Below are 21,529 nucleotides of genomic sequence, written 5' to 3' on the forward strand. Positions count from 1 at the left end.
ATTAGACATGACACTTCAGGAGGTCACCAGGCTGGCACGGCAAGGTGAAGGCCTACATATTGAGTTTAAAAAGAAAGTTACTCACCCTGAGAAGATCGTTCGTGAAGTGATTGCCCTTGCCAATACCGAAGGCGGCCACCTGCTAGTAGGAGTAGATGACAACGGGACAGTGAGCGGGCAACGCTATGTAGAAGAAGATGTTTATGTACTGAACAAAGCCATCAAAGAAATGATCCGCCCATTGGTGGATTTTAAGCATTTTGTCATTCCCATATCAGAAAAAAAGGGCGTTGCGGTGTACCATTTCTATAGAAGTCCCAAAAGACCCCACTACCTCTACGAAGAAGGACGTAAAAGATCATTTGTAAGGGTGGAAGACAGGACAGTCCAAGCGAGCAAGGAAGTATGGGAAATACTAAGACGAGGCAAAAAAGAGAAGGACATCATCTTCAATTATGGTGAAAAGGAAACCAAATTGATGCAAGCCCTTGGAGAGCGAGAAGCGATCACCCTAAAGGAATACTCAAAAGTGGCGCAATTGCCACGTTTTATCGCCTCTAAGACCCTCGTGAGATTGGTGCTTGCCAACGTACTACAGGTGATCCCCCAAGAGCAAGAAGACCTTTTTAAGCTGAAGGTAAATTAAAGGGCACAAGAAAGCCAGCGGATCACAGCTATCCATTGATTTCAGGTACTGTACCAGTGACCATCTTCGGAATCCGTGAGGGCATTAACTAACCACCAGATCTCGACCTTTAAAAAAATCTAAACCGTCTTTGCGAGCCCAGCTAACGCGGAATGAAGCAATCTTTCCTTTGTAAGCGATATTACACGTCATGCTTCCTTACTTGGCTTCAGACAAGCTCGCAAGGACGGCTTGATAATCGAACTTAAGTTATAAGCTAAATCAATCTTTTACCATTGAAACAACTCGTCGTTGAGTCGCTGTAGGGCTTCATTTTTGAATTTAGTATCTACGAGAATGGAGACGTTGTTGCGGCTACCGCCATAAGAAACCATCCTTACAGGGAAGTCTTGTAAAGCTACGACTACCTCCTTGATCATGCCTGTATTTTCGGCGATCATATTACCGGCTACGCAGACAATGGTCTGACTATAGTCGATTTCCGTATTGCCAAATTTCTCCAGTTCCATGATGATTTCTTTGAGGTGGGTGTCATCATCAATGGTCACCGAAACCGCCACCTCGGAGGTGGTAATCATATCAATTGGCGTCTTATACTTCTCAAAGATTTCAAACACCTTCCTTAAGAAACCATAGGCCAAAAGCATCCTGCTGGACTTTATTTTCACGGCGATGATTCCGTCTTTGGCAGCGATGGCCTTCACCCCTTTGCCTGTTTCCTCAGCGGTAATGGTGGTACCGGGAGCTTCGGGCTGCATGGTATTCAGTAATTTTACCGGGATATTATAGGTCTGTGCTGGCCAGATGGAAGCAGGATGGAGGATTTTGGCTCCGAAATATGCAAGCTCTGCAGCCTCGTCAAATGAAAGCTGTGCGATCGGTCGGGTTTTGTCCACCACCCTTGGGTCATTATTGTGCATCCCATCGATATCCGTCCAGATCTCCACGACGCTAGCCTTGATAGCAGCACCGATGAGTGATGCGGTATAATCACTACCACCACGCTTAAGATTATCCACTTCATTACGGTGGTTTTTGCAAATATACCCTTGGGTGACAAAAAGGGTATCCTTGTCGTAATTTTTGAGGATGGCCTTCAGGCGGTCGCTGATTTTGGCTACTTCAGGCTCAGAATTTTCGTCAATGCTCATGTACTCCAAGGCAGGCAAGAAGATCGCCGGGATATCCTTTTCCTCTAGCAGCGTATAGAAAAGCTTGGTGGACAGCAATTCCCCTTGGGCAAGGATGTCGCGGTTTATCGCCTCATTAAAAGAGATTTTGAGGATGATATTCAAAAACTCAAAGTGCTCTTTGATGATTTTTTCCGCCTTTTTCCTGCCTGCTTCTGATTCGAGCAGTTCCTTATAGAATTCTTGGTAATGGTCATGTAGCGTATCGATGCGCTCCTTTGCCAGCTCCTTTTTGCCTTCGGCCAACGCATCACCGATGCCTACCAGCGAATTGGTCGTACCAGAAAGCGCAGAAAGCACGATGATTTTGCGTTCGCTATCTCTTGTGATCAGGTCTTTTACCTGGTGCATTCTTTCGGGTTTACCTACAGAGGTACCCCCAAATTTCATGATCTTCATGGGATAAGTGGGATGTATGTTAATGGTTTGTTTTGTTTCGGGTTAGAATCCCAGCATTTTGATGGCCGTGATGGCTGCTTCATCGCCTTTGTTGCCATGTTTACCACCTGCTCGGTCAAGTGCCTGCTGTTGGTCATTTGGGGTCAGCACTCCAAAGATGACCGGTTTATTGTATTTGAGGCCCACATTGGTAATGCCATGGGCCACGGCATCGCAGATGAAGTCAAAGTGCTTTGTTTCACCTTGAATGACACATCCAAGACAGATGACCGCATCGATTTCCTTTACCTCTGCCACCCACTGGGCGCCTAGGGAAAGCTCGAATGAGCCAGGGACATTCTTTCGGTAGATATTTTCTTTTTTAGCACCATGGATCCGCAAGGTTTCCACGGCTCCCTCATAGAGGGATTCCGTGATCTCTTCGTTCCACTCTGAAACCACGATTCCAAACTTTTTATTGCTAATATCGGCAATGTTTGTGTCAGAGTGTTGGCTAAGGTTTTTGAGTGATGTTGCCATTTTTTTATCTGTTATATGGTATGTTCTATAGATGGGTATAAATACAAAAAGAGTAAGACCTCTTGGCCTTACTCTTCAAATGCTGAATATTACTAAAGCATTACTTAGAAGCAAGGCCCTCCAAGCGTGCTTTGTGCTTTCGTGCTAATGTAAATTCGTATGACTCTGGATAGTTCTTTTCGATTTTACCATAGGTGCTAATCGCCTTGTCCACCTGGCCGGCTGCTTCATAGGCAACGGCAAGTTTGTTCAGGTACATCGGCGTAAAGAACTTGTTCTCCTTATACGTAGCGGCCTTTTCATAAGCACTGATCGCCTCACCGGTTTGGCCAAGCTCCATATGGGCATCTCCCAACAGGCTATAGGCTTTTGCCTGCACAAAGAAGTCATCTGCTGAGAAATCTTCCAAGTGATCTACAGCTTTTTGGAATTCTCCTTGGGTAAGGTAAATCGATCCTGTGTAAAAATGGGCAAGATTAGCAGAATTGGTCCCACTGTACTCGTCCAAGATTTGGAGGAAACCGTCATTGACACCGTCTCCATTCAGTGCTAGGCCCAAACTGTCCTGCTCGTAATAATACACCGCCTGAAACATATCAGCCTGAGCTTGCTTATCTTGATTGGCCTTGTCAAACTGGAAGTAAAGAATTCCTGCAATCACCAGGATCCCTACAATGATAATTCCACCAACAACGCGTGAGTTTTTCTTTAAGAAAGCTTCACCTCTTCCCAACGAATCGGCAATTGCCTCTGGGTTTTCGAGCAGATCATGCTCTTCCTGATGCTGCTCTTTTTTTATTTCTTTCTTAGCCATTCTTTTAAAATTTCAGTCGCAAATATAGATTATGTTTCATATAATCCCAAAACCTACTGTTTTTTATGAGGCTACATTTTCATAAGGCCGCATTTTTTTCAGGGGAAGACTGGTTTTTATAAGTTTTTTGGTTTTGAGAAGGGGATTCGTAATTCCAATGAAGCCGAAGCCATCAGAAATATTGCCTAATCCAACATCAAGGAAGCTATCATAAAAAAACGCCAATTGGTTTTAACAATTGGCGCTTACAACAAATCATATCTCCGAGGATATCTTATTCCATTACAAAAGGATAATCCTCTTGCATATATACATCTTCAAATGCCTTTTGACCGTCAGGCCATGGAGATTCCTCCGCAAACTTCACCGCATCGGCTACTTGTTTTTTCACTTTGGCATCGATTTCTTTAATATCGTCTTCGCTGAGGATCTTGTTGTCCAGAATGGTTTTCTTCACCTGCTCAATAGGATCTTTGGCTTTGTACTCTTCTACCTCTTCACGGGTCCTGTATTTCTGGGGATCGGACATGGAGTGGCCTTTGTACCGGTAAGTTCTTACTTCCAATAGTGTAGGACCATCACCTTTTCTCGCCCTTTCGGCGGCTTCCGCAACTGCCTCATGTACTTCCTCTACATTCATGCCGTCCACTGCAAAAGAAGGCATGTCGTAAGATTCTCCGAGGGTGGACAGGTCGTCCACATTGGAAGATCGCTTTACGGATGTACCCATAGCATAACCGTTGTTTTCTATCACGAAAATTACCGGTACTTTATAAAGCATGGCCAGATTAAAGGATTCGTGTACGGCACCTTGTCGTACGGCACCATCACCCATATGGCAAATACAAAGGTTTTTGGTGCCCTTGTATTTTTCCGCAAAACCAATCCCAAGCCCCATAGGTACCTGCGCACCTACGATGCCATGGCCTCCCATAAAGTTGCGTTCCTTGTCAAAGATGTGCATGGATCCGCCTTTTCCTTTGGTGGTTCCGGTAGCTTTGCCGAATAATTCGGCCATCACCGCTCCCGGGTCAGTTCCCAAACCTAGTGGATGGGCGTGATCCCTGTAAGCAGTGATCCACTTGTCGTCTTTTTCAAGGGCAGTGATCGCACCTGCAGCACAAGCTTCCTGACCTATATACAAGTGACAAAAACCTCTTATTTTTTGTTGGCCGTACAGTTGGCCAGCTTTTTCTTCAAACCTCCTCATGAGCAACATGCTCTCATACCAAAAGGTATAGGTCTCTTTGGAGTATTTTACTTTGGATTTAGTGGTTGTCGAACTCTTTTTCGCCATATCGATAGTTATAAAACATGCATTTTTAGGGGCTCAAATATAAATAAGTATTCATTGATTAGCAAAGCCTTTTGCGAATCTGGAAAGGGATTCCCTAAATATCTGCTTGATTGCGGATGACTTGCAGGGAAAATATTGGCGCTATCTTGCTTAAGGCAAGCAGCCAATGTCGAAGACCAAATTTACCAGCTACCTCTCCGCAAATGACTGATCCCCCTATTTTAGTCCCCTACTTTCTGCATGAAATCGGGAAAACCACTTGGTGTCCACTTCACGACCCTTGCTCGGGTAGCTCGGTTTGGGTCTGAAAGCTCAGGACCTTGGATCTCCCGGTAATCACGGGTATGATAGATCATGATGGGTGTTTTGCCATCTTCTGCTACCGTAAAAGAATTATGGCCGGGACCAAAACGTTTTACATCAGCATTGCTATAAAAGACTGGGCCCGGTGATTTGTTCCAATTTGCCTTTTCGAGGAGATCTGCAGCTTCATCGATCCATAATAAACCGACGCAATAATTGTCATTTGTGGCACTGGCCGAGTAGGTGACGAAGATTTTACCGTCATGTTTGATCACTGCGGGGCCTTCATTGACATTGTATTTTATCCTTTCCCAGCTGAATTCCGGCTCAGTCAAAACCACTTCTGGACCTGTCAGAGTGGTGGCGTCTTTCATTTCGGACATGACTAGCGCGGTGCCATGTTCGCCTCCACGGACGTTCTGCGCCCAAATCATGTACCGCTTGCCTTTGTGCTCAAATGTGGTGGCGTCCAAGGAAAAGGACTCGATATCCGTTTTGATCTGGCCCTCCTCTTTCCAATCGCCTTCCATGGGATCTTTTGCATCATTGGACAGGGCCCACATGCGGATGTTCCAGATGTTTTCTGCTTCACCGGCAGCAAAATAAATGTACCACTTACCGTCCACCTTGTGAAGCTCAGGAGCCCAGATATGGTGTCCCATCACCCCTTTTTCGTGCTTGGTCCATAGCGTTTTCTCTTCAGCGGTCTTTAGGCCATCGATGGTACTGGCTTTTCTGAGGACGATACGGTCGTAATCCGGAACTGTGGCGATGAGATAATAGGTGCCATCATCTGCCTTATACACCCATGGATCAGCACGCTGCTCAGCAATGGGGTTGTCAAATTGAAGTTCTTGTCCGATGAGATTTTCGGTACAGGCAATGGCCAAAACCATTGCTAGGGCTATTTTAACGAGGTTCATTTTAATGTATTTGGTTGATCAATTTGGGTAAAGATATCAATATTGATCCATTTCAAAAACATAAAGTGTCAAAATTACACGAAAAATAATCGTGTTTTATTCCCCAGTACCCACTGATCGGTGTGGCTTTCATCTTTAACCAAGAAGACTGGAAGTCGCGAAGTTGGACATTAGTGTCTTTGTGGCCAAAACTTCACGAATTTTACCAAGCCCTGAAAGCTGGTGGCTCTATGCCATTGAGCCTAAGGTAAACGATGAGGTTTCCTCTGTGGTGGATACCATGGGTATCGATGAGGTTTTCTACTTGTCTGCGTGTGATTTTATTTCCACCGAAAACTTCCACTTCTTCAGCAAGCTCCGCATCCGTCAGGGAAGCAACTGTCTCGGCTACAAAATCAAATGATTTCTCAACAGCCTCTTTTAGTTCAGCTTTGCTCATGTCTTCTTTCTCCAAGTCCACACCTGCTTCACCTTCTCTAAGAAAGTTATTGGCCATCATAATATTGGCACCGGCAATGTGCATGACCATTTCACGAAAGCTCATGACATCATCCACTGGCTTGAAGTCGAGTTTGTCATCAGGCATGGCTTCTAGGATTTCTACTGTATATCCTTTCATGGTGTTCCATTTAGAGGAAAACTCCTCTTGGTTGGTTTGGGCATTTACATAAAAACCGCTCAGCATTAAGCCAAGTGATAATACAATGGGTTTGAAAATTTTGATCATAGTATGTAGGTTTTGGTTAGTTGTCATGAAAACATGCTGTCAGTGGGCACAGGGAAGACCAATTTCACTTTTAAGAATCTTTAGACCAGGTCATCACGAGTATGGGTCCACAGAGACACCTAATTTAATCATTTTAAACAAGAGAACAGACAATATGTACTATGTAAAATGAGAGATTGCGATCATTTTCCTAACTTTGGCAGCATGAGAAACAGCTTGATTTTCGGTATCGTCTTCTTAGCATTGACCGCCTGTGGAAAAGGAGACTATCTGCCAAGACCAAAAGGATACAACCGCATTGACCTTCCCGAACGAGCTTTTGTTTCGCTTCAGGATAATTACCCGTACCAATTTGAACGATCAATTCACAGTAAGGTAGAGGCGGACACCTTTAACCTGGCCGAAGAAAACTGGATCAATTTGGCTTATCAGTCGTTGGGAGCAAAGGTCCACCTGACATACAAAGCGATCAACGGAAATGAAGCCAGGCTCAGGGATATTCTGGATGATGCATTTAAGCTGACTGCAAAACACCAAATCAAAGCCTACAGCATCGATGAAGCCGTGACCCGAACGCCAAGGGGCTATGTCGGTGTGGTGGCCGAGCTCAGTGGGGAAGTACCTACACAGTTTCAGTTTTTTGTCACCGATTCCACCCAAAATTTTCTAAGAGGGGCATTGTACTTTAACACAGCAGTCAAAAACGACAGCTTGGCTCCCGTAATCGAATACATCAAAGAAGACATGGCCCACCTGATGAACACCTTGGAATTTAAAAATTAAGGTCTGGTTTTTGAGGCTTGACATTCTTTATCACAAAAGTTTGACGATTTAATTCATGAAAAGAACGATCCGGTTTTACGGTATCATCTTCTTGGTACTGATGATGGCATCCTGCACGGGTTCCAAAAAAGTCAGCCAAGCACCATCCCCTGCGCCATTGCCTGATGATAGGGCTCCCGAAGCGCCCACTGTCCCTGATGAACCAGCTGTAGATGCGTCACATCCAGAGGCATTGCCGATGTTTACAGCACCCGAGCGGGAAATGAGGGGCGTATGGATCGCCTCAGTAGCCAATATCGACTGGCCTACCGCTAGTACGGACAGTTTCGAACAGCAGCAACGTGATTTTATCAAGATATTGGATTTCTATAAACAGCGAAATTTCAATGCGGTTTTCGTTCAGATAAGGGCTGCCGGGGATGCCTTTTACCCCAGCAAATTGGCTCCATGGTCGCGGTATTTGACGGGGAAGGAAGGTAAAGCTCCAGCCACCGTCATGGATCCATTGAAGTGGATGGTACAGGCCGCACATGAGCGAGGCATGGAATTTCACGCTTGGCTGAATCCCTACAGGGCTTCATTTAACCTGAATGTCGATGAGCTTAGCCCAGCCCATGACTATTATCAACATCCTGAGTGGATGGTAAAATACGGCAGCAAACTTTATTATAACCCCGGCCTTCCGGCGGTAAGGACACATTTGACAGAGATCGTCAAGGAAGTGACCAGAAACTATGATGTGGACGGGATCCATTTTGATGACTATTTTTATCCTTACAAAATCAATGGGATCGAATTTGATGATAAAAAGGCCTTTAAAAAGTACAACAACGACCTTTCCCTGGCTGATTGGCGGCGCAGCAATGTGGATCAGCTTATCCAGGCTGTCAGCAGTGTCATCAAAGACGAAAAACCTTGGGTACAATTTGGCGTGAGCCCTTTTGGCGTATGGCGAAATGCCTCGGTAGATCCCCGCGGTTCAGCGACCAAGGCCGGCCATACCAACTATGATGATCTCTATGCAGATCCAATGGTATGGATGAAAAATGGCTGGGTAGATTATATTGCACCACAAATCTACTGGAGCTTGGATTTCCCTGCGGCCTCTTACAAAACGCTGATCAAATGGTGGTCAGATAATGCCCATGGCACAAAAATATATGTGGGCAATGCCTCCTACAAAATCCGCAGCGATGCCGATAACAGCTGGGACAGCAGTTTTGAAATCCCCAACCAAGTAGCGCTGGCCCGAAACACCCCAGGCATCAAGGGAAATGTGTTTTTCAGGGCCAAGTCCATGATGGGCAATAACCGGGATGTGGCCAATTTATTACTCCAAAACAATTATACCACCCCTGTACTAACCCCCGCGCTCCAAGTGAGTTCCGGCATCATGCAAAACCTGCTGCCGGCAGTGGAGAGTTTCCACCTGGCAGACAGAGGACTGCAATTAAAAATCACCAATGCCTACTTGTCTGAGGCGGTGGTTCTTTTTGGCTTATCGCCAAATGGTAAATGGGAACTTATAGAAAGTCAGCGCACAAGCGCTTCATTTGATGGGGAAACTTTTGCCTTCGATAGCTTTATGATCCAAAACTATCCCTATCTCGCTGTCGGATTGATGGGTAATTACGGTGAAATGTCCCAAATGAAAGTCTGGAAGCCGTAGTTAAAAAACTCAGCCTGAACCTTTGGCACTTCTAAAGGCTCCCCTCAGCAAACGTTGGATCATAAACCCGCTTTATCAATGTCGTTTAGTTAAAGGGATTTTCCAATACGGATCGTCCATTGAGAAAATTATGGTTTTAGTCCATGGTCTTTTTAAACCGGTATAAAATGGATCCGCCTTGCAGGTATTGGGCGTTAAGAAATTAAAAAGCGGGTAGGCAAGAAGGCAGGCTTGTTTGACGAAATACTAGCCAAAAAGATGTTGACAGCTAGAAAAGGAGGAGTTTGCCTGCATGAGGGAAGGTTTTAATTTGGCTCTATATGGATTATAGTGGGTAAAGATATTATTCCGGTTAAATTAATGTTGATTCATGTTCCTTTTCAGTGGGCAATTTTCTATTCTGCCTTGAGGTATTTGACGTTAAGAAATCAAAGAAGTGGGCTGGAAAAAGCGCAGGCTTGTTTGACGTGAATCAGTACAAAAAATTGGTATGCTGCACAAATAGAGGAGTTTGCCTGCGTGAGTGCTGGCTTTGATTTTAGTCATATAGCTCACCGCAGCGGGTTTTTTTGGTTACGTTTTTCACCTGAAGGAAAAAAGTAACAAGGCAACAAGATGAAAGGCAAGCTAGAATTTGACATGCAAAGTAATAGTTACCCATAGTAAATCATATAGAACCTTTAATTTTAGGCCGATAGATGCACACCTGTGCGCCGTGGCGTAGCGGCAGGGTTTTTTGGTTACTTTTTTGACCTGAAGCAAAAAAGTAACAAAGGTAAAGAGATCAAAACCATCTTGGAATTTAACAAGAAAAGTAATTAAACCAATATTTCCAGATACACACTCAGGGCGAACGCATTTAAAAAAGTATCCCAGTTTGAATATATCTGCTGTTCCTAATGTACAAATTGCGGTAAAGTGCCAGCGGCACGGATGATAGCTGCCCTACACGAAATTAACACTAAATGGTTTTGCCCTGGATACACACTAACTAAACGACATGGCCCGCTATGCATTAGGAATCGTAATAAGAGCTGAAACTACAAGAAAATCAGGCTGTTTGGAGATTGAATCATCCGCCGCGGCGGATGGTGAAATCGAAAACAGCAGTAAAGCAACTGATTTTGTCCGCCGCAGCGGATCAGGTCGCAATAGATAGGCTAGTGCATAATGCGAGATAAAAAAAGAGGCTGTCTCATATCCTGAAAGACAGCCTCTTTTTCTTTGTGCTCCATCAACTGTTCTTTTTAAAACAGCTTGATTTTGTTCCAGCTTTTAAAGAGGATAAAGAAGCCAATGGCACTGATGACTGATGCGATGCTTGCAGAAAGTACATTGTCATAAAGCCAAAAGCCAATGGCAAACAAGGCAGAATAAATCGCTACAGAACCGGTCACCATCAGCCCGATTTCAAAAGGCAATTGGCCCTGCTCAGCCTCTACCTCAGGGTGCTTGTTCAGTACTTTTCGCCATCCGTAGGCTGCAGGCTTAACTTTTTTGTAAAAAGAAAGGAGTACCTCCTCTTTCTCGGGTTTGGTCACCAAGGTCACCGTCAGCCAAGTAGCGGTGGTAATACTCACCCCGTAAAGCAGCTTGAGGTATTCCATGCCTTCAGGGATATTGATAATATTGAATTTAGGGTTAATGGTCTCAAAGAAAATGGCCACGATAAAGGAAATGATCATGGCAGAGATTTCCGTGTAAGAGTTGATTCTCCACCAAAACCACCTGAGGATAAAGATGAGCCCTGTACCGGCACCGATCTGCAGCAGGATATTAAAGGCCTCAAGTGCATTCGAAAGCGCCAATGCCAAAAGCGCAGCAAGTCCCATTAACACGACAGTGGATATCCTTCCCACATTTACCAACTCCTTATCTGAGGCATCAGGCTTCACAAAGCGCAAATAGAAGTCATTGACGACATAGGAGGAACCCCAGTTGAGATGGGTGGAAAGCGTGGACATCACGGCTGCGATCAAAGAGGCCAATACAATCCCTATCAGGCCCGTAGGCAAGTAGGTCAACATGGCCGAGTAAGCCAAGTCATTGCCCAGTTTGTCAGCAGGCATATGCGGGAAGGCTTTTTGCAAATCACTGATTTCTGGGAAGATGATCAATGAGGAAAGTGCAATGATAATCCACGGCCAGGGACGTAGCGCATAATGGGCTACATTAAAGAAAAGCGTTGCCCCAATGGCGTTTTTTTCATTCTTCGCAGAGAGCATTCGCTGTGCAATGTATCCTCCACCTCCTGGCTCAGCTCCTGGATACCAAGTAGCCCACCACTGGATGGCAATGGGTACCAAAAGCATGGGGATTACTTCGTTCATATTGCTGAAGTCAGGGAAGAATGATAGCTTATCGGAGACATTTGGGTGGGTCAATAGGTTTTCGAGGGAACCAATCTGTGGTAAATCAAGAATATAAATTGCCGCACCAATAGCACCGGCCATGGCGATAAAGAACTGGAAGAAGTCCGTCAGCAAAACCCCTTTTAGTCCACCCAGCGAGCTGTAAATCACCGTCACGATCGAAGCAATCAGCAAGGTCTGCACCGGAGTCAATCCAAGCATGACACCACCAATCTTAATGGCTGCCAGTGAAACGGTGGCCATGATCATGATGTTAAAAAAGACGCCCAAATAAATGGCCCTAAAACCACGAAGGAAAGCAGCAGGCTTGCCGCCATAACGGAGTTCATAAAACTCCAAGTCCGTGGTGATCTCAGATCTTCGCCAGAGCTTAGCGTACACAAATACGGTGAGCATACCCGTCAGGAGGAAGCACCACCATCCCCAGTTACCGGACACACCATTGACCCGGACGATGTCTGTCACCAGGTTGGGAGTGTCAGCAGAGAAGGTAGTGGCGACCATGGATACGCCCAAGAGCCACCAAGGCATGTTTCTTCCTGATAAGAAGAAGTCTTTAGAACTTTTACCGGCAGTTTTGGAGGTAAATATGCCTATCAGCAACGAAATGATGAAAAAGGCAGCTATTATACCCCAGTCGATAGGAGAAATGTTCATAATCTAGTAATGTCTTTTGATAATGTTGACTGTAATCGCAAATCAGTTTTTGGTGACCATTTCCTTTGCACAAATCAGTTTTATAAAATTTTATAAATAACAAAACCCACTTAACAAAGAAATTTTACTAATGTATTCATTTATTCACGAAATACAAAAAAAGTATTTCAATGCTCGTTGTATTCTTTTACCCAAAGAAAAGAAATATTCATGAAAAGATATATTACAACATATATTTTTTATTTTTACGTTCGTTTTAAGTTATTGAATATTTCATATTCTTTTGATTTAGGACTTAAGAAACTAATTTAAATAAATCAGGTTACACATAGCTGACCTGCCCCTAGGGATAATTATGGTTTTCCACAGCACTACAGACAACGTTATGACGATTATCGGTCAGCTTTTGGAAAGTTACGGCCATGGCACCTTGGATGCCAAAGTAAGCCGATATGGTTCTGGCCATATTCATAAAACTTTTTTGGTGGATAGCCCAAAAGCACAATTCATTCTACAGAGTTTTAATCAAAAAGTCTTTCCTTATCCTGACCGAATAGCCGGTAACCTACAATTGGTCAAGGATCACCTGCGGGAAGATGAATTGGACTTCGAGCTTCCGCTGCCCATGAAAACCACCAAAGGGTCGCTTTTTTCAGAGCATGGGGAGCACTTCTATAGGTTGTTTCCGTTTGTGTCTGGTAAGTGCATCGATAAGGTAACAAATCCCGAACAGGCGTATTTGGCTGCCCGTGCATTTGGCGGTTTTATCAAGGGGTGTTCTTCCATCAAATTAGATGGTATGCAAGAAGTAATTGAAGGATTTCACGATTTGGCCTTGCGTTACCGCCAGTTCGAAAATGCCTTGAAGAACACGCAACTAAACTTGGAAGGTGAGGTAAAAGAGTGGGTGGACTTCTATAAAAAGCAAGTCTTATTGGTTCGGAAATTTAAGCGCTTTGCCGAAACCCTTCCCCTCCGTGTCACCCACAACGACACCAAGATCAATAATGTCATTTATGCCCAAGACTTCAGTAAAATCAATGCGGTCATCGATCTGGATACGGTGATGACCGGATATGTATTCTATGACTTTGGGGATTTGGTGCGTACAGTGGCCTGTACAGAAGAGGAAGCATCTACCGATTGGCTCAATATAGATGTGGACCTGGGCAAGTACGCAGCCTTGCTCAAAGGTTTTGGAGAAGCATTAAACGGCGAACTGACCGACCAAGAAAAGGAGTCACTTCCATTTGGTGGGGAAATGATGGCCTGTATCATGGGCCTCCGCTTTCTCACAGACTACCTCAACGGCAATATTTACTACCCCATCAGTTACCCTGACCAAAACCTCCACCGGGCCAAAAACCAAGGCCTCTTGCTACGGGCTTTGCAAAGTAAGCGGGAGGAGATAGCAACATTGGCAGAGAAGGAGTTGGGCTGATATAAGTGATCAGTGTTTCGTTTTCAATAGGCTTCGTCCTGATAATGGGTTGGTTTGGGAAGCGATCATTGCACCGTTATAAAGGACCCTGTCAGAGCGTCTGGCAAATCTATCCAGTGCCAGATATGACCAAAAACTAAAGCAAAACAACTGATCTTGGAGTAGTTTCAGCCCTCAATAGATAGGCTAATGCATTTTCTGGGCAATGTCGTTTAGTTAAGAACATTTTCCAATACGGATCGTCCATTGAGAGAATTATGGTTTTAATCCATGGCCTTTTTAAACATGTATAAAATGGATCCGCCTTGCAGGTATTGGGCGTTAAGAAATTAAAAAGCGGGCAGGCAAGAAGGCAGGCTTGTCTGACGAAATACTAGCCAAAAAGAATGTTGGCAGCTAGAAAAGGTTTACCTGGCTTTAGACAGGAAGAGTTTGCTTGCAAGAGGGCAGGTTTTAATTTTAGGCCAATAGATGCACACCTGTGCGCCGTGGCGTAGCGGCGAGGTTTTTTGGTTACTTTTTTGACCTGAAGCAAAAAAGTAACAAAGGTAAAGAGATGAAAACCATCTTGGAATTTAGCAAGGAAAATAATAGAACCAATATTTCAGGTACACACTAACTAAGCGGCATCGATAAACCGAGTTAAACCAAAAAAAGGCTACTCCATATCCGGAGTAGCCTTTTTTTTTATTTAATAGGTTTTTACGACTTTATTTAGCCCACCATAGCTTGGTTCCTTGCATGTCAGCACCTTGCATATCTATTGCGTCTTGGTAATTTTCCGGATTGGAAGCCTGAAGGCTACTTCCATAGCGGAGACGCTGAGGATAGGCACCAGCTGTAATGGTACCTGGTCCGTAAAGGTCATAGTCACTCACTCCGGCAGCCAAGGAAGCCGGATATCCCGTATCCCTTACAATTGCCCAAGCTTCATAACCATCTGTATAATGAGCAATCCATCGTTGTATAGCGACTTTTTCGAGATTTTCATCCACAGTACCGTCCAGCTGCGCGATCGGTTCGGCTGCAAGAAAAGCATCAATAGCAGCATCATCTACTGCCCAAACCCTCATCGCTTCTCTGATGCCCATTTGGTACATTTCCTGTGCATCACCGGAGCCGATACCTTTAAGTACTGCTTCGGCCTGTAGGAAATAAGCTTCCGCAGAAAGTAATACCGTCTCGGGCGTGGAAGTACCGCCTTGGTTTTTCTGCTGGATCACCAGATCACTTGGTTTGCTGAAAAACCCAAACTGCAGCAAAGAAGACATTTCACCACTGAGCCTTACAGGTTGGCCGATGAAATTGGTGTTTTCGGGCATGGTGACCACGATGGCGTCACCTTGATCATCCCAGGTATATTCAGCCTCTGATTCATCAAAAAGCTCCCTGAGAAAATTGGTCCGTTTAGGGAACAGGTTATATCCTTCCGCATCCTCAGACTCCTCTGGACGTGTAAGGGTAAATTCCCCTCCTTCAGCAGGATTGGCATACTGTGCCAATCGCGGGTCATTATTGTCCCTGAGGTAATCGATCAATTCACGTCCCAGCACCCAATCAGAACCTACTCCGAAATTATGCCACACATCAGCATAGGTAGAGTAATCCCACTGGGAGATTTCCAGGTCCTTTTCGATCAAGGCACTTTCTCCTTCTGAAAGAAGAGGAGCTCCTAGGGCTTCATTGATAGCTGCTTGGCTGAAGTCATCGCCTTCTGCCCCTTGCGCCCTCATGGCCATTTTCAGTTTCAGGGTATTGGCAAATCTTTTCCATTTCTGAAGATCACCACCATAGATGACATCATTGTCACCAAGGTCTTCCAGGGCATCACCCGTGCTGGTATTGTCACCGATGGCCGCCATGGCTGCGTCAAGGTCTGCGATGATGCCTTTATAAATGTCCATTTGCGCATCAAATTTTGGCAAAGAAACATTTTCATCTGTAAAAACCTCACTGTAAGGGATCATCCCAAAAGTATCAGTATATAGCTGAAAATAGTGGCTCTTCAAGATCAGCACCACCGCATGGGTGAGCTCATTTTCAAAAGCACCACCTGGTGCCGTAAACTCCAGCAACTGCTTGACCGTACCCAATAGGCCATTATAATGATCCCAAGCAGCATCCGTATAAGCCACGTTATACGAGTAGCCCAGTTCATCACTCCACCAGTTACCATTCTGTCCTAAGGTAAAATGGCCGGCATACCGGTCTGTATGCAGCAAATTTGCCCTCCAATAATTGTATCTGGCCGGAATGTATGGCCTGATCATCAATTCGGTGAGGAAATACCGTGCGCTGGCATCATCCTTGCCGATCAGGTTGGGATTAGTATTCATCTCCTCGAAATTGGAGGTACAAGCTCCCAAAGTCAAGGATGTCATCAGTCCCACTAATGTTGTTTTATGTAAAATATTCATAATTGGCTCGTTAAGGGAAATTAAAATTTCACGTTCAGGTTAAATCCAAGGGATCTGGCCGTAGGCATGGCGTAATAAAGATAACCTTGCCCCGCGTTACTGGTACCAAGTGTGGATTCAGGATCAAATCCTCCGTCAAATCCTTTGTAGAAGAAAAACAGGTTCCTTCCGATAAAGCTGATCGAAGCTGATCTCACCACACTGCCGCCCAAGAAAGCTGTTGGTATGCGATAAGTAAGGGACAATTCTCGTAAACGGACATTGGTCTGGTCCATGATATAGTTGGATCCGATACCACTCATCGCTCCCCAATACTGCTGCGCAGTGATCGGCTGGTCGTTTTGTGTGAAGGTACCATCTTCGTTTTCGATCACTCCATCTACGGTGATGCCTTCTTCCCTGTACTGCAAGGTCTTTTGTGAAATGCCTGCTCCGTCCATGGCAGCCTGTGTGCCGGCGTACATTTCTCCACCAAATCGGCCGTCAATCAAAAACTTCAAGGTGAAGTCTTTATAGCTGAACGAGTTATTGAAACCAAGCAGGTAGTCCGGTTGGAAATCGCCAACTTTCACACGCTGGGAAGTAGCCTGCGGCATACCGTTGGCGGTGAGGATCCAATCGCCGGTTTCTGGGTTGGTCATAATGTCCGTGGCCCAGATCTCTCCATATCCAGAACCTACAGTGGCACGGGTTTCGGCAGAACCTGAATTGTTTACGTTCCACTGACGGTTAAAGGCATCTGGTAAAAATTCCTTCAGCTCGTTTCTGTTATGAGAGAAGTTGATGTTGGCATTCCAGGTGAAAGATTCATTTTCGATAGGAGTACCACCCAGCATTACTTCGATACCTTTGTTGGTAATCTCACCTACATTGGTATGCACTTCTGCCCGACCAAGGGGGTTTACAGCCAAGTTGTCCGTTTCGACGATATCGATCAGGTCAGTAGAACTGATATCATAGTAGGCCAGGTCAAAATACAAACGGTTTTTGAAGAAGCTACCTTCCAATCCGACTTCGTACGTCTTGGTAAATTCAGGACTCAGGTTCTGGTCATACCATACAGAAGGTACGGTCAGGGTAGTGATCCCCAGGTAACTATTGTTTTTGTTTTTTAGGTTATAGCTGTTTTGGAGGCTCCATGCGGAAGCATCCTTACCCACACTTGCCCAGCTACCTCTTACTTTCAAGTAATCCATCAATGTTTGGTCTGGATCGATAAATTCGCTGACCATCACCGCCAAGTTTACAGATGGATAGAAATAAGACCAGTTGTCAGATGGCAAAGTAGATGTCCAGTCATTTCTACCTGTCACATCCAAGAACACCAACCCTGCATAATCAAATGATGCCGAAGCATAAAGGGAATTGGTGACGCGCTCTGTAGGCACACCTGCGCTGTAGTTTACCTGGTCAGCACTACCGATCGTTGTTTTGGTAGGGATTCTCAGGTTTTGGCCGTTCAGGCTCATTCCTTGTGACAGCTGCTGCAAGTGATTGCCACCGATGTTGGCCGTTACGCGTAATTTTTCTGTGATGTTTTTATCGATCATGAACAAGAAATCAGCGTTGGTTTCTTGGTAGCGGTTATTGGAGAAGCCGACACGTCCGTCAGGATAAAACCAATGGCCGGGTTGTGTGGCACTTTCATAGCGGATATCAGTCCAGTCCGTACCTACTCGGGCATGTGCAGAAAGCCAATCGGTAAACTGGTATTGGATCTTGGCAAAACCGATGAACCTGTTACGGGTGTCTTCCGCTTTGTCATAATTTAGGGTCCAATACGGGTTAATGGCACTCTCTGCATAATTTCTTGCCAATCCGGTTTCTTCATCCCGGTAATCCCTAAAATCATCCATAATGGCATTTCTAGGTACGTTGTACACACCTGCCAGCAGCCCTTCAGAACCTTGATTTACCCTATTTCGGGTAAACTGGTTGGTGTAGGTCACTTTGGCATCCAAGGATAGCTTGTTTGATAGTTTGGCCGTGGTCCTGAGGTTAAAATTATTCCTCTTAAGGAAAGAGTTCTCCACCATTGCCTCGTTATAAGTATTGGTATAGGAGAATCTGGCGGTTACTTTTTCCGTACCACCTGTAAGGGCTACCGTATTGACGAAATTACCACCGGTATTAAAGAAATTTTCCACGTTATCCGGCTGTGCCGAATACGGCTTGGTACTTCCATCCCAATAAAGTTGGTCACTTCCATCAAGTCTGCCACCCCAAGATCCACCTGTAGTGCGCAATTCAGCATAATCGGTCGGGGTACGGCCTTGCGTTCCCTGTCCGTATTCATTCTGAAATTCCGGAAGTAGCATAGGGTTTGAAAACACCGAACTACTGGAGAAGTCAACACCTACACCTTTTCTGGACTTACCTTTTTTGGTGGTGATCATGATCACACCGTTGGCAGCCCTAGAACCGTACAAGGCAGCGGCGTTTGGCCCCTTCAATACGGTCATCGATTCGATGTCATCTGGGTTGAGATCAGAGATACCTGATCCTGTATTGGTACTGGTGTACATATCCCCACCTTCATTAGTACTGGAATTGTCCATAGGAATACCGTCCACTACATATAAGGGTTGGTTACTTTGCGTGAGGGAATTGTTACCACGGATAATTACCCGCACACCTGAGCCAGGCCCTGATCCAGATTCGGTAATATTGACCCCTGCTACACGTCCTTTCAGGTTGGATACTGCGCTGGGAGATGCTTTTACGGTATTTATGTCCTCGCCATCCACTTTTTGTACAGCATATCCTAGGGACTTTTTGTCTTTTTCAATACCGAAAGCCGTAACGACGACCTCACTAAGCTCTTCCGCGTCTTGCTCCAAAACAATATCGATAGCAGTTTGGCTTCCCACAGTAACCGTTTGGGGCGTATAGCCCAAATACGAAAACTTCAGGGTCTGCCCCTCGTCTGCGACAATACTGTAATTTCCATCCAAGTCCGTGATGGTTCCCTTCGACGTTCCTACGATCGTAACACTTACGCCAGGAATCGGATTGCCGTCTTCACTGCTGGTGACAGTACCTGTTACGGTGACTTCAGCCAAGTTAATTGCTCTTGGGGACACATTCCCCGTCATCTCTCCTGCCAGTGTCTGATGGCCTGCAATCGGTTGCAGGAAGCAACCGACCAATGCCAAAGCCGCCACTGGTCTTAGTAATGGTAAAGATTTAGCGTTCATAAAATTCTGTTAAGGGTAAAGGTTGTATTTAATGAGTTGTATTATCACCAAGAAATTTGGTGAACCATTTTGCTATCTGGGCAACTATTAATAGTTACCTATAAAACAAGTGATTTTTCCCAAATAAGAATTGGATTCTCTCCTCATTTGAAAAAAAAATTACTTAAGTTTTCAACGAACTAAACTCAATGTATGTAAAATTTATATTAAATCGAAAAACATTTTGTATAAATTCTATTAACATGCTTTTCCCTTTACTAAGAAAAGCGTCTTAAAAATTATATTTAATACAGGAAATAAAACAAAACCTATGAATTAGATACTAATAAATAAATTTTGATAAAGATTAATTAATTTTTGTCACGATGAAGCTCGTCTAAAATAATTGACATTACGCGTTGTTCAGGCTCTATTTTTTATTGAAATTTACTTATCCATCTATTTTTACGCTCCTAGCCACCTTAAAAATGCCGTTACTTTTAACGCTTTTTATGGAATATAAAAAAACAGTAAGGTTTATATGGAAAAACGAAAGCATAATAGCTTGATTTACAGTCATTTATTAATTTTAGGAAGGGCAACACTGAACTGTCAATTATCACCTATGCGTCCACTGCTTCCAAAGTCCCACAGCAGGGCCAATGGCCATAAGAACAAACATATAACGAGCGTCAAAGCTATTCATGAGGTAATTAAGAAGCTGTATGGTCACAATAGAAATAGCATACCCCATACAATTTACGATGGTGAGGGCCGTACCTTTATATTGTGATGGAGCATTTTGCGCGACCATGGTAGAAAACATTGGGCTGTCTGCCACCACTGTAAATCCCCAAAAGAGGAGGAACCCCAAAAATAATATAGGGCCTGCCATAAAAAGAAACGGTGAAACCAAGCAACAAACCCCAGAGGAAGCCAATGCAAGAGAGGCCATTCGCTTATTTCCCCATTTTTCTGAAAGCACACCACTGACCACGCATCCAACCGCCCCAATGCCAATGATCAAAAATGACCAGACGGCCGAATGATCCAAAATTGATGGGGAATGATGAATTTTTAAGTAAATGGTAAACATCACGGGTACATAAGCCCAAAAAGCATAAAGCTCCCACATATGGCCAAAATACCCTTGGGCGGCAGCTCGGAAGGTTGGTTTGCGGAAAATTTTAAAAATGACTGAAACATCCAGCTTTTGGGAGGCCTTCCGGTAAGGTCCATCCGGAACCAGTACCCAAAGCATAAATCCTCCGATGGCAGCCAAAGCAGACGTACCAATGACGACCGATTTCCAGGCAAGTCCTTCGGTAAAGGCACTGAGAAAATGCGGAAAGGCTGTCCCCAGCACCAATGCGCCTACCAGAAATCCAAGGGATTTTCCCAGACCTTTCTCAAAATAATCAGCTGCAATCTTCATCCCCACCGGGTATATGCCCGCCAAGCTAACGCCCACAAGACACCTGCTGACCACTAGACTGGAAAGGTTGTTTTCCGGCAGGAGAATACACAAGTTTAAAGCACTTCCCGCAATAGCACAGATGAAAAATAATTTTGACGGAGACATCCTATCCGCAAAAGCCAACAGTGCAAACACCAACGTACCGATGATAAATCCAAATTGCACTGCTGCTGTAAGATGCCCCAGTGCCGTGCCTCCCAATCCAAAATCCATCAACAGATCACCCATCACGGCATTACTCGCAAACCAAAGGGAAGTGCAACAAAACTGGGCGATAACAATAATGGGAAGAATGGGGCGTCGCTGGCTCATCGCCCAAAATTAGCCAAAAAAATCACTTTCTTTTGCTGGACTTGGCCATGGGATTAAAAATAAGGCATTTGTCCACCCAATATTCCAGCTGAGGTTCTGTATCCACTACATTACCATCCACAAAAACATAGCCCTTCATACTTTTTCCTGTGAAGTTCATCGCCATCGATCCAGCTTGTTGTAGGGCCTCTTCGTATTGGTCCGGTCCCACCCTGGCCATGATGCGATCTTCGTGCACTCCAATACACATCTTACCATTGACCATAAAGCAAATCCCTCCCATCATCTTTCTGGTTTCAAAAGACTGTTCCGCTCGGGAAAGTAGTTTTTCTATACGATTTGCCAAAAGTGTGTTAAAAGCCATTATTCTGGTCGTAAGTGAAACATAATTTAACCAAAATCCACTG

At 44.7% G+C, this 21,529-nt stretch carries 15 protein-coding genes; 4 read left to right on the top strand and 11 right to left on the bottom strand.

Going from position 1 to position 21,529, the window contains the following annotated elements:
- The first annotated feature begins 7 nt into the window (after positions 1-7).
- Positions 8-646, top strand: a complete 639-nt coding sequence (locus tag FDP09_RS04030) for an AlbA family DNA-binding domain-containing protein (protein WP_137401422.1) — start codon at positions 8-10, stop codon at positions 644-646.
- A 269-nt stretch (positions 647-915) separates the two neighbouring features.
- Here the strand turns inward: FDP09_RS04030 and FDP09_RS04035 are convergent, their stop codons facing one another.
- The 6 genes from FDP09_RS04035 to FDP09_RS04060 all read right to left on the bottom strand — a co-directional run bounded on the left by FDP09_RS04035 (position 916) and on the right by FDP09_RS04060 (position 6,818).
- A complete protein-coding gene (locus FDP09_RS04035; protein ID WP_137401423.1) occupies positions 916-2,235 on the bottom strand; it encodes an aspartate kinase in 1,320 nt (439 codons plus the stop codon).
- 42 nt (positions 2,236-2,277) lie between these two features.
- A complete protein-coding gene (gene ribH, locus FDP09_RS04040) occupies positions 2,278-2,754 on the bottom strand; it encodes a 6,7-dimethyl-8-ribityllumazine synthase (protein WP_137401424.1) in 477 nt (158 codons plus the stop codon).
- A 100-nt stretch (positions 2,755-2,854) separates the two neighbouring features.
- A complete protein-coding gene (locus FDP09_RS04045; RefSeq protein ID WP_137401425.1) occupies positions 2,855-3,568 on the bottom strand; it encodes a tetratricopeptide repeat protein in 714 nt (237 codons plus the stop codon).
- 274 nt (positions 3,569-3,842) lie between these two features.
- Positions 3,843-4,865 (bottom strand): pyruvate dehydrogenase (acetyl-transferring) E1 component subunit alpha, encoded by a 1,023-nt coding sequence (gene pdhA, locus FDP09_RS04050; RefSeq protein WP_015265056.1) that lies wholly within the window; start codon positions 4,863-4,865, stop codon positions 3,843-3,845.
- A 221-nt stretch (positions 4,866-5,086) separates the two neighbouring features.
- Positions 5,087-6,091 (bottom strand): glycoside hydrolase family 43 protein, encoded by a 1,005-nt coding sequence (locus FDP09_RS04055; protein ID WP_137401426.1) that lies wholly within the window; start codon positions 6,089-6,091, stop codon positions 5,087-5,089.
- Between the two features lie 202 nt (positions 6,092-6,293).
- A complete protein-coding gene (locus tag FDP09_RS04060; protein ID WP_137401427.1) occupies positions 6,294-6,818 on the bottom strand; it encodes a DinB family protein in 525 nt (174 codons plus the stop codon).
- Between the two features lie 204 nt (positions 6,819-7,022).
- Between FDP09_RS04060 and gldD the strand changes: the two genes are divergently transcribed.
- Both gldD and FDP09_RS04070 read left to right on the top strand, forming a co-directional pair.
- Positions 7,023-7,601, top strand: a complete 579-nt coding sequence (gene gldD / locus FDP09_RS04065; RefSeq protein ID WP_137401428.1) for a gliding motility lipoprotein GldD — start codon at positions 7,023-7,025, stop codon at positions 7,599-7,601.
- Positions 7,602-7,656: 55 nt separating this feature from the next.
- Entirely contained in the window at positions 7,657-9,270 is a 1,614-nt protein-coding gene (locus FDP09_RS04070; protein WP_137401429.1) for a glycoside hydrolase family 10 protein, read from the top strand.
- Positions 9,271-10,517: 1,247 nt separating this feature from the next.
- Here the strand turns inward: FDP09_RS04070 and FDP09_RS04075 are convergent.
- Positions 10,518-12,299, bottom strand: coding sequence for a sodium:solute symporter family protein (locus tag FDP09_RS04075; RefSeq protein WP_137401430.1), 1,782 nt, complete (start codon positions 12,297-12,299; stop codon positions 10,518-10,520).
- 355 nt (positions 12,300-12,654) lie between these two features.
- On the opposite strand from FDP09_RS04075, the gene FDP09_RS04080 reads away from it, so the two are divergent.
- Positions 12,655-13,740, top strand: a complete 1,086-nt coding sequence (locus FDP09_RS04080; RefSeq protein ID WP_137401431.1) for a phosphotransferase enzyme family protein — start codon at positions 12,655-12,657, stop codon at positions 13,738-13,740.
- Between the two features lie 710 nt (positions 13,741-14,450).
- On the opposite strand, the gene FDP09_RS04085 is transcribed toward FDP09_RS04080, so the two are convergent.
- The 4 genes from FDP09_RS04085 to FDP09_RS04100 all read right to left on the bottom strand — a co-directional run bounded on the left by FDP09_RS04085 (position 14,451) and on the right by FDP09_RS04100 (position 21,486).
- Positions 14,451-16,157, bottom strand: coding sequence for a SusD/RagB family nutrient-binding outer membrane lipoprotein (locus FDP09_RS04085; RefSeq protein WP_137401432.1), 1,707 nt, complete (start codon positions 16,155-16,157; stop codon positions 14,451-14,453).
- 20 nt (positions 16,158-16,177) lie between these two features.
- Complete coding sequence (locus FDP09_RS04090; protein WP_137401433.1) at positions 16,178-19,354, bottom strand: SusC/RagA family TonB-linked outer membrane protein; 3,177 nt, start codon at positions 19,352-19,354, stop codon at positions 16,178-16,180.
- A gap of 598 nt (positions 19,355-19,952) precedes the next feature.
- Positions 19,953-21,122, bottom strand: a complete 1,170-nt coding sequence (locus tag FDP09_RS04095; protein WP_137401434.1) for an MFS transporter — start codon at positions 21,120-21,122, stop codon at positions 19,953-19,955.
- 22 nt (positions 21,123-21,144) lie between these two features.
- Positions 21,145-21,486: a TfoX/Sxy family protein gene (locus tag FDP09_RS04100; protein WP_137401435.1), complete on the bottom strand. Its 342-nt coding sequence runs from the start codon at positions 21,484-21,486 to the stop codon at positions 21,145-21,147.
- Positions 21,487-21,529: the final 43 nt, after the last annotated feature.

The sequence above is a fragment of the Echinicola rosea genome (genome assembly GCF_005281475.1).
Lineage (GTDB): Bacteria > Bacteroidota > Bacteroidia > Cytophagales > Cyclobacteriaceae > Echinicola > Echinicola rosea.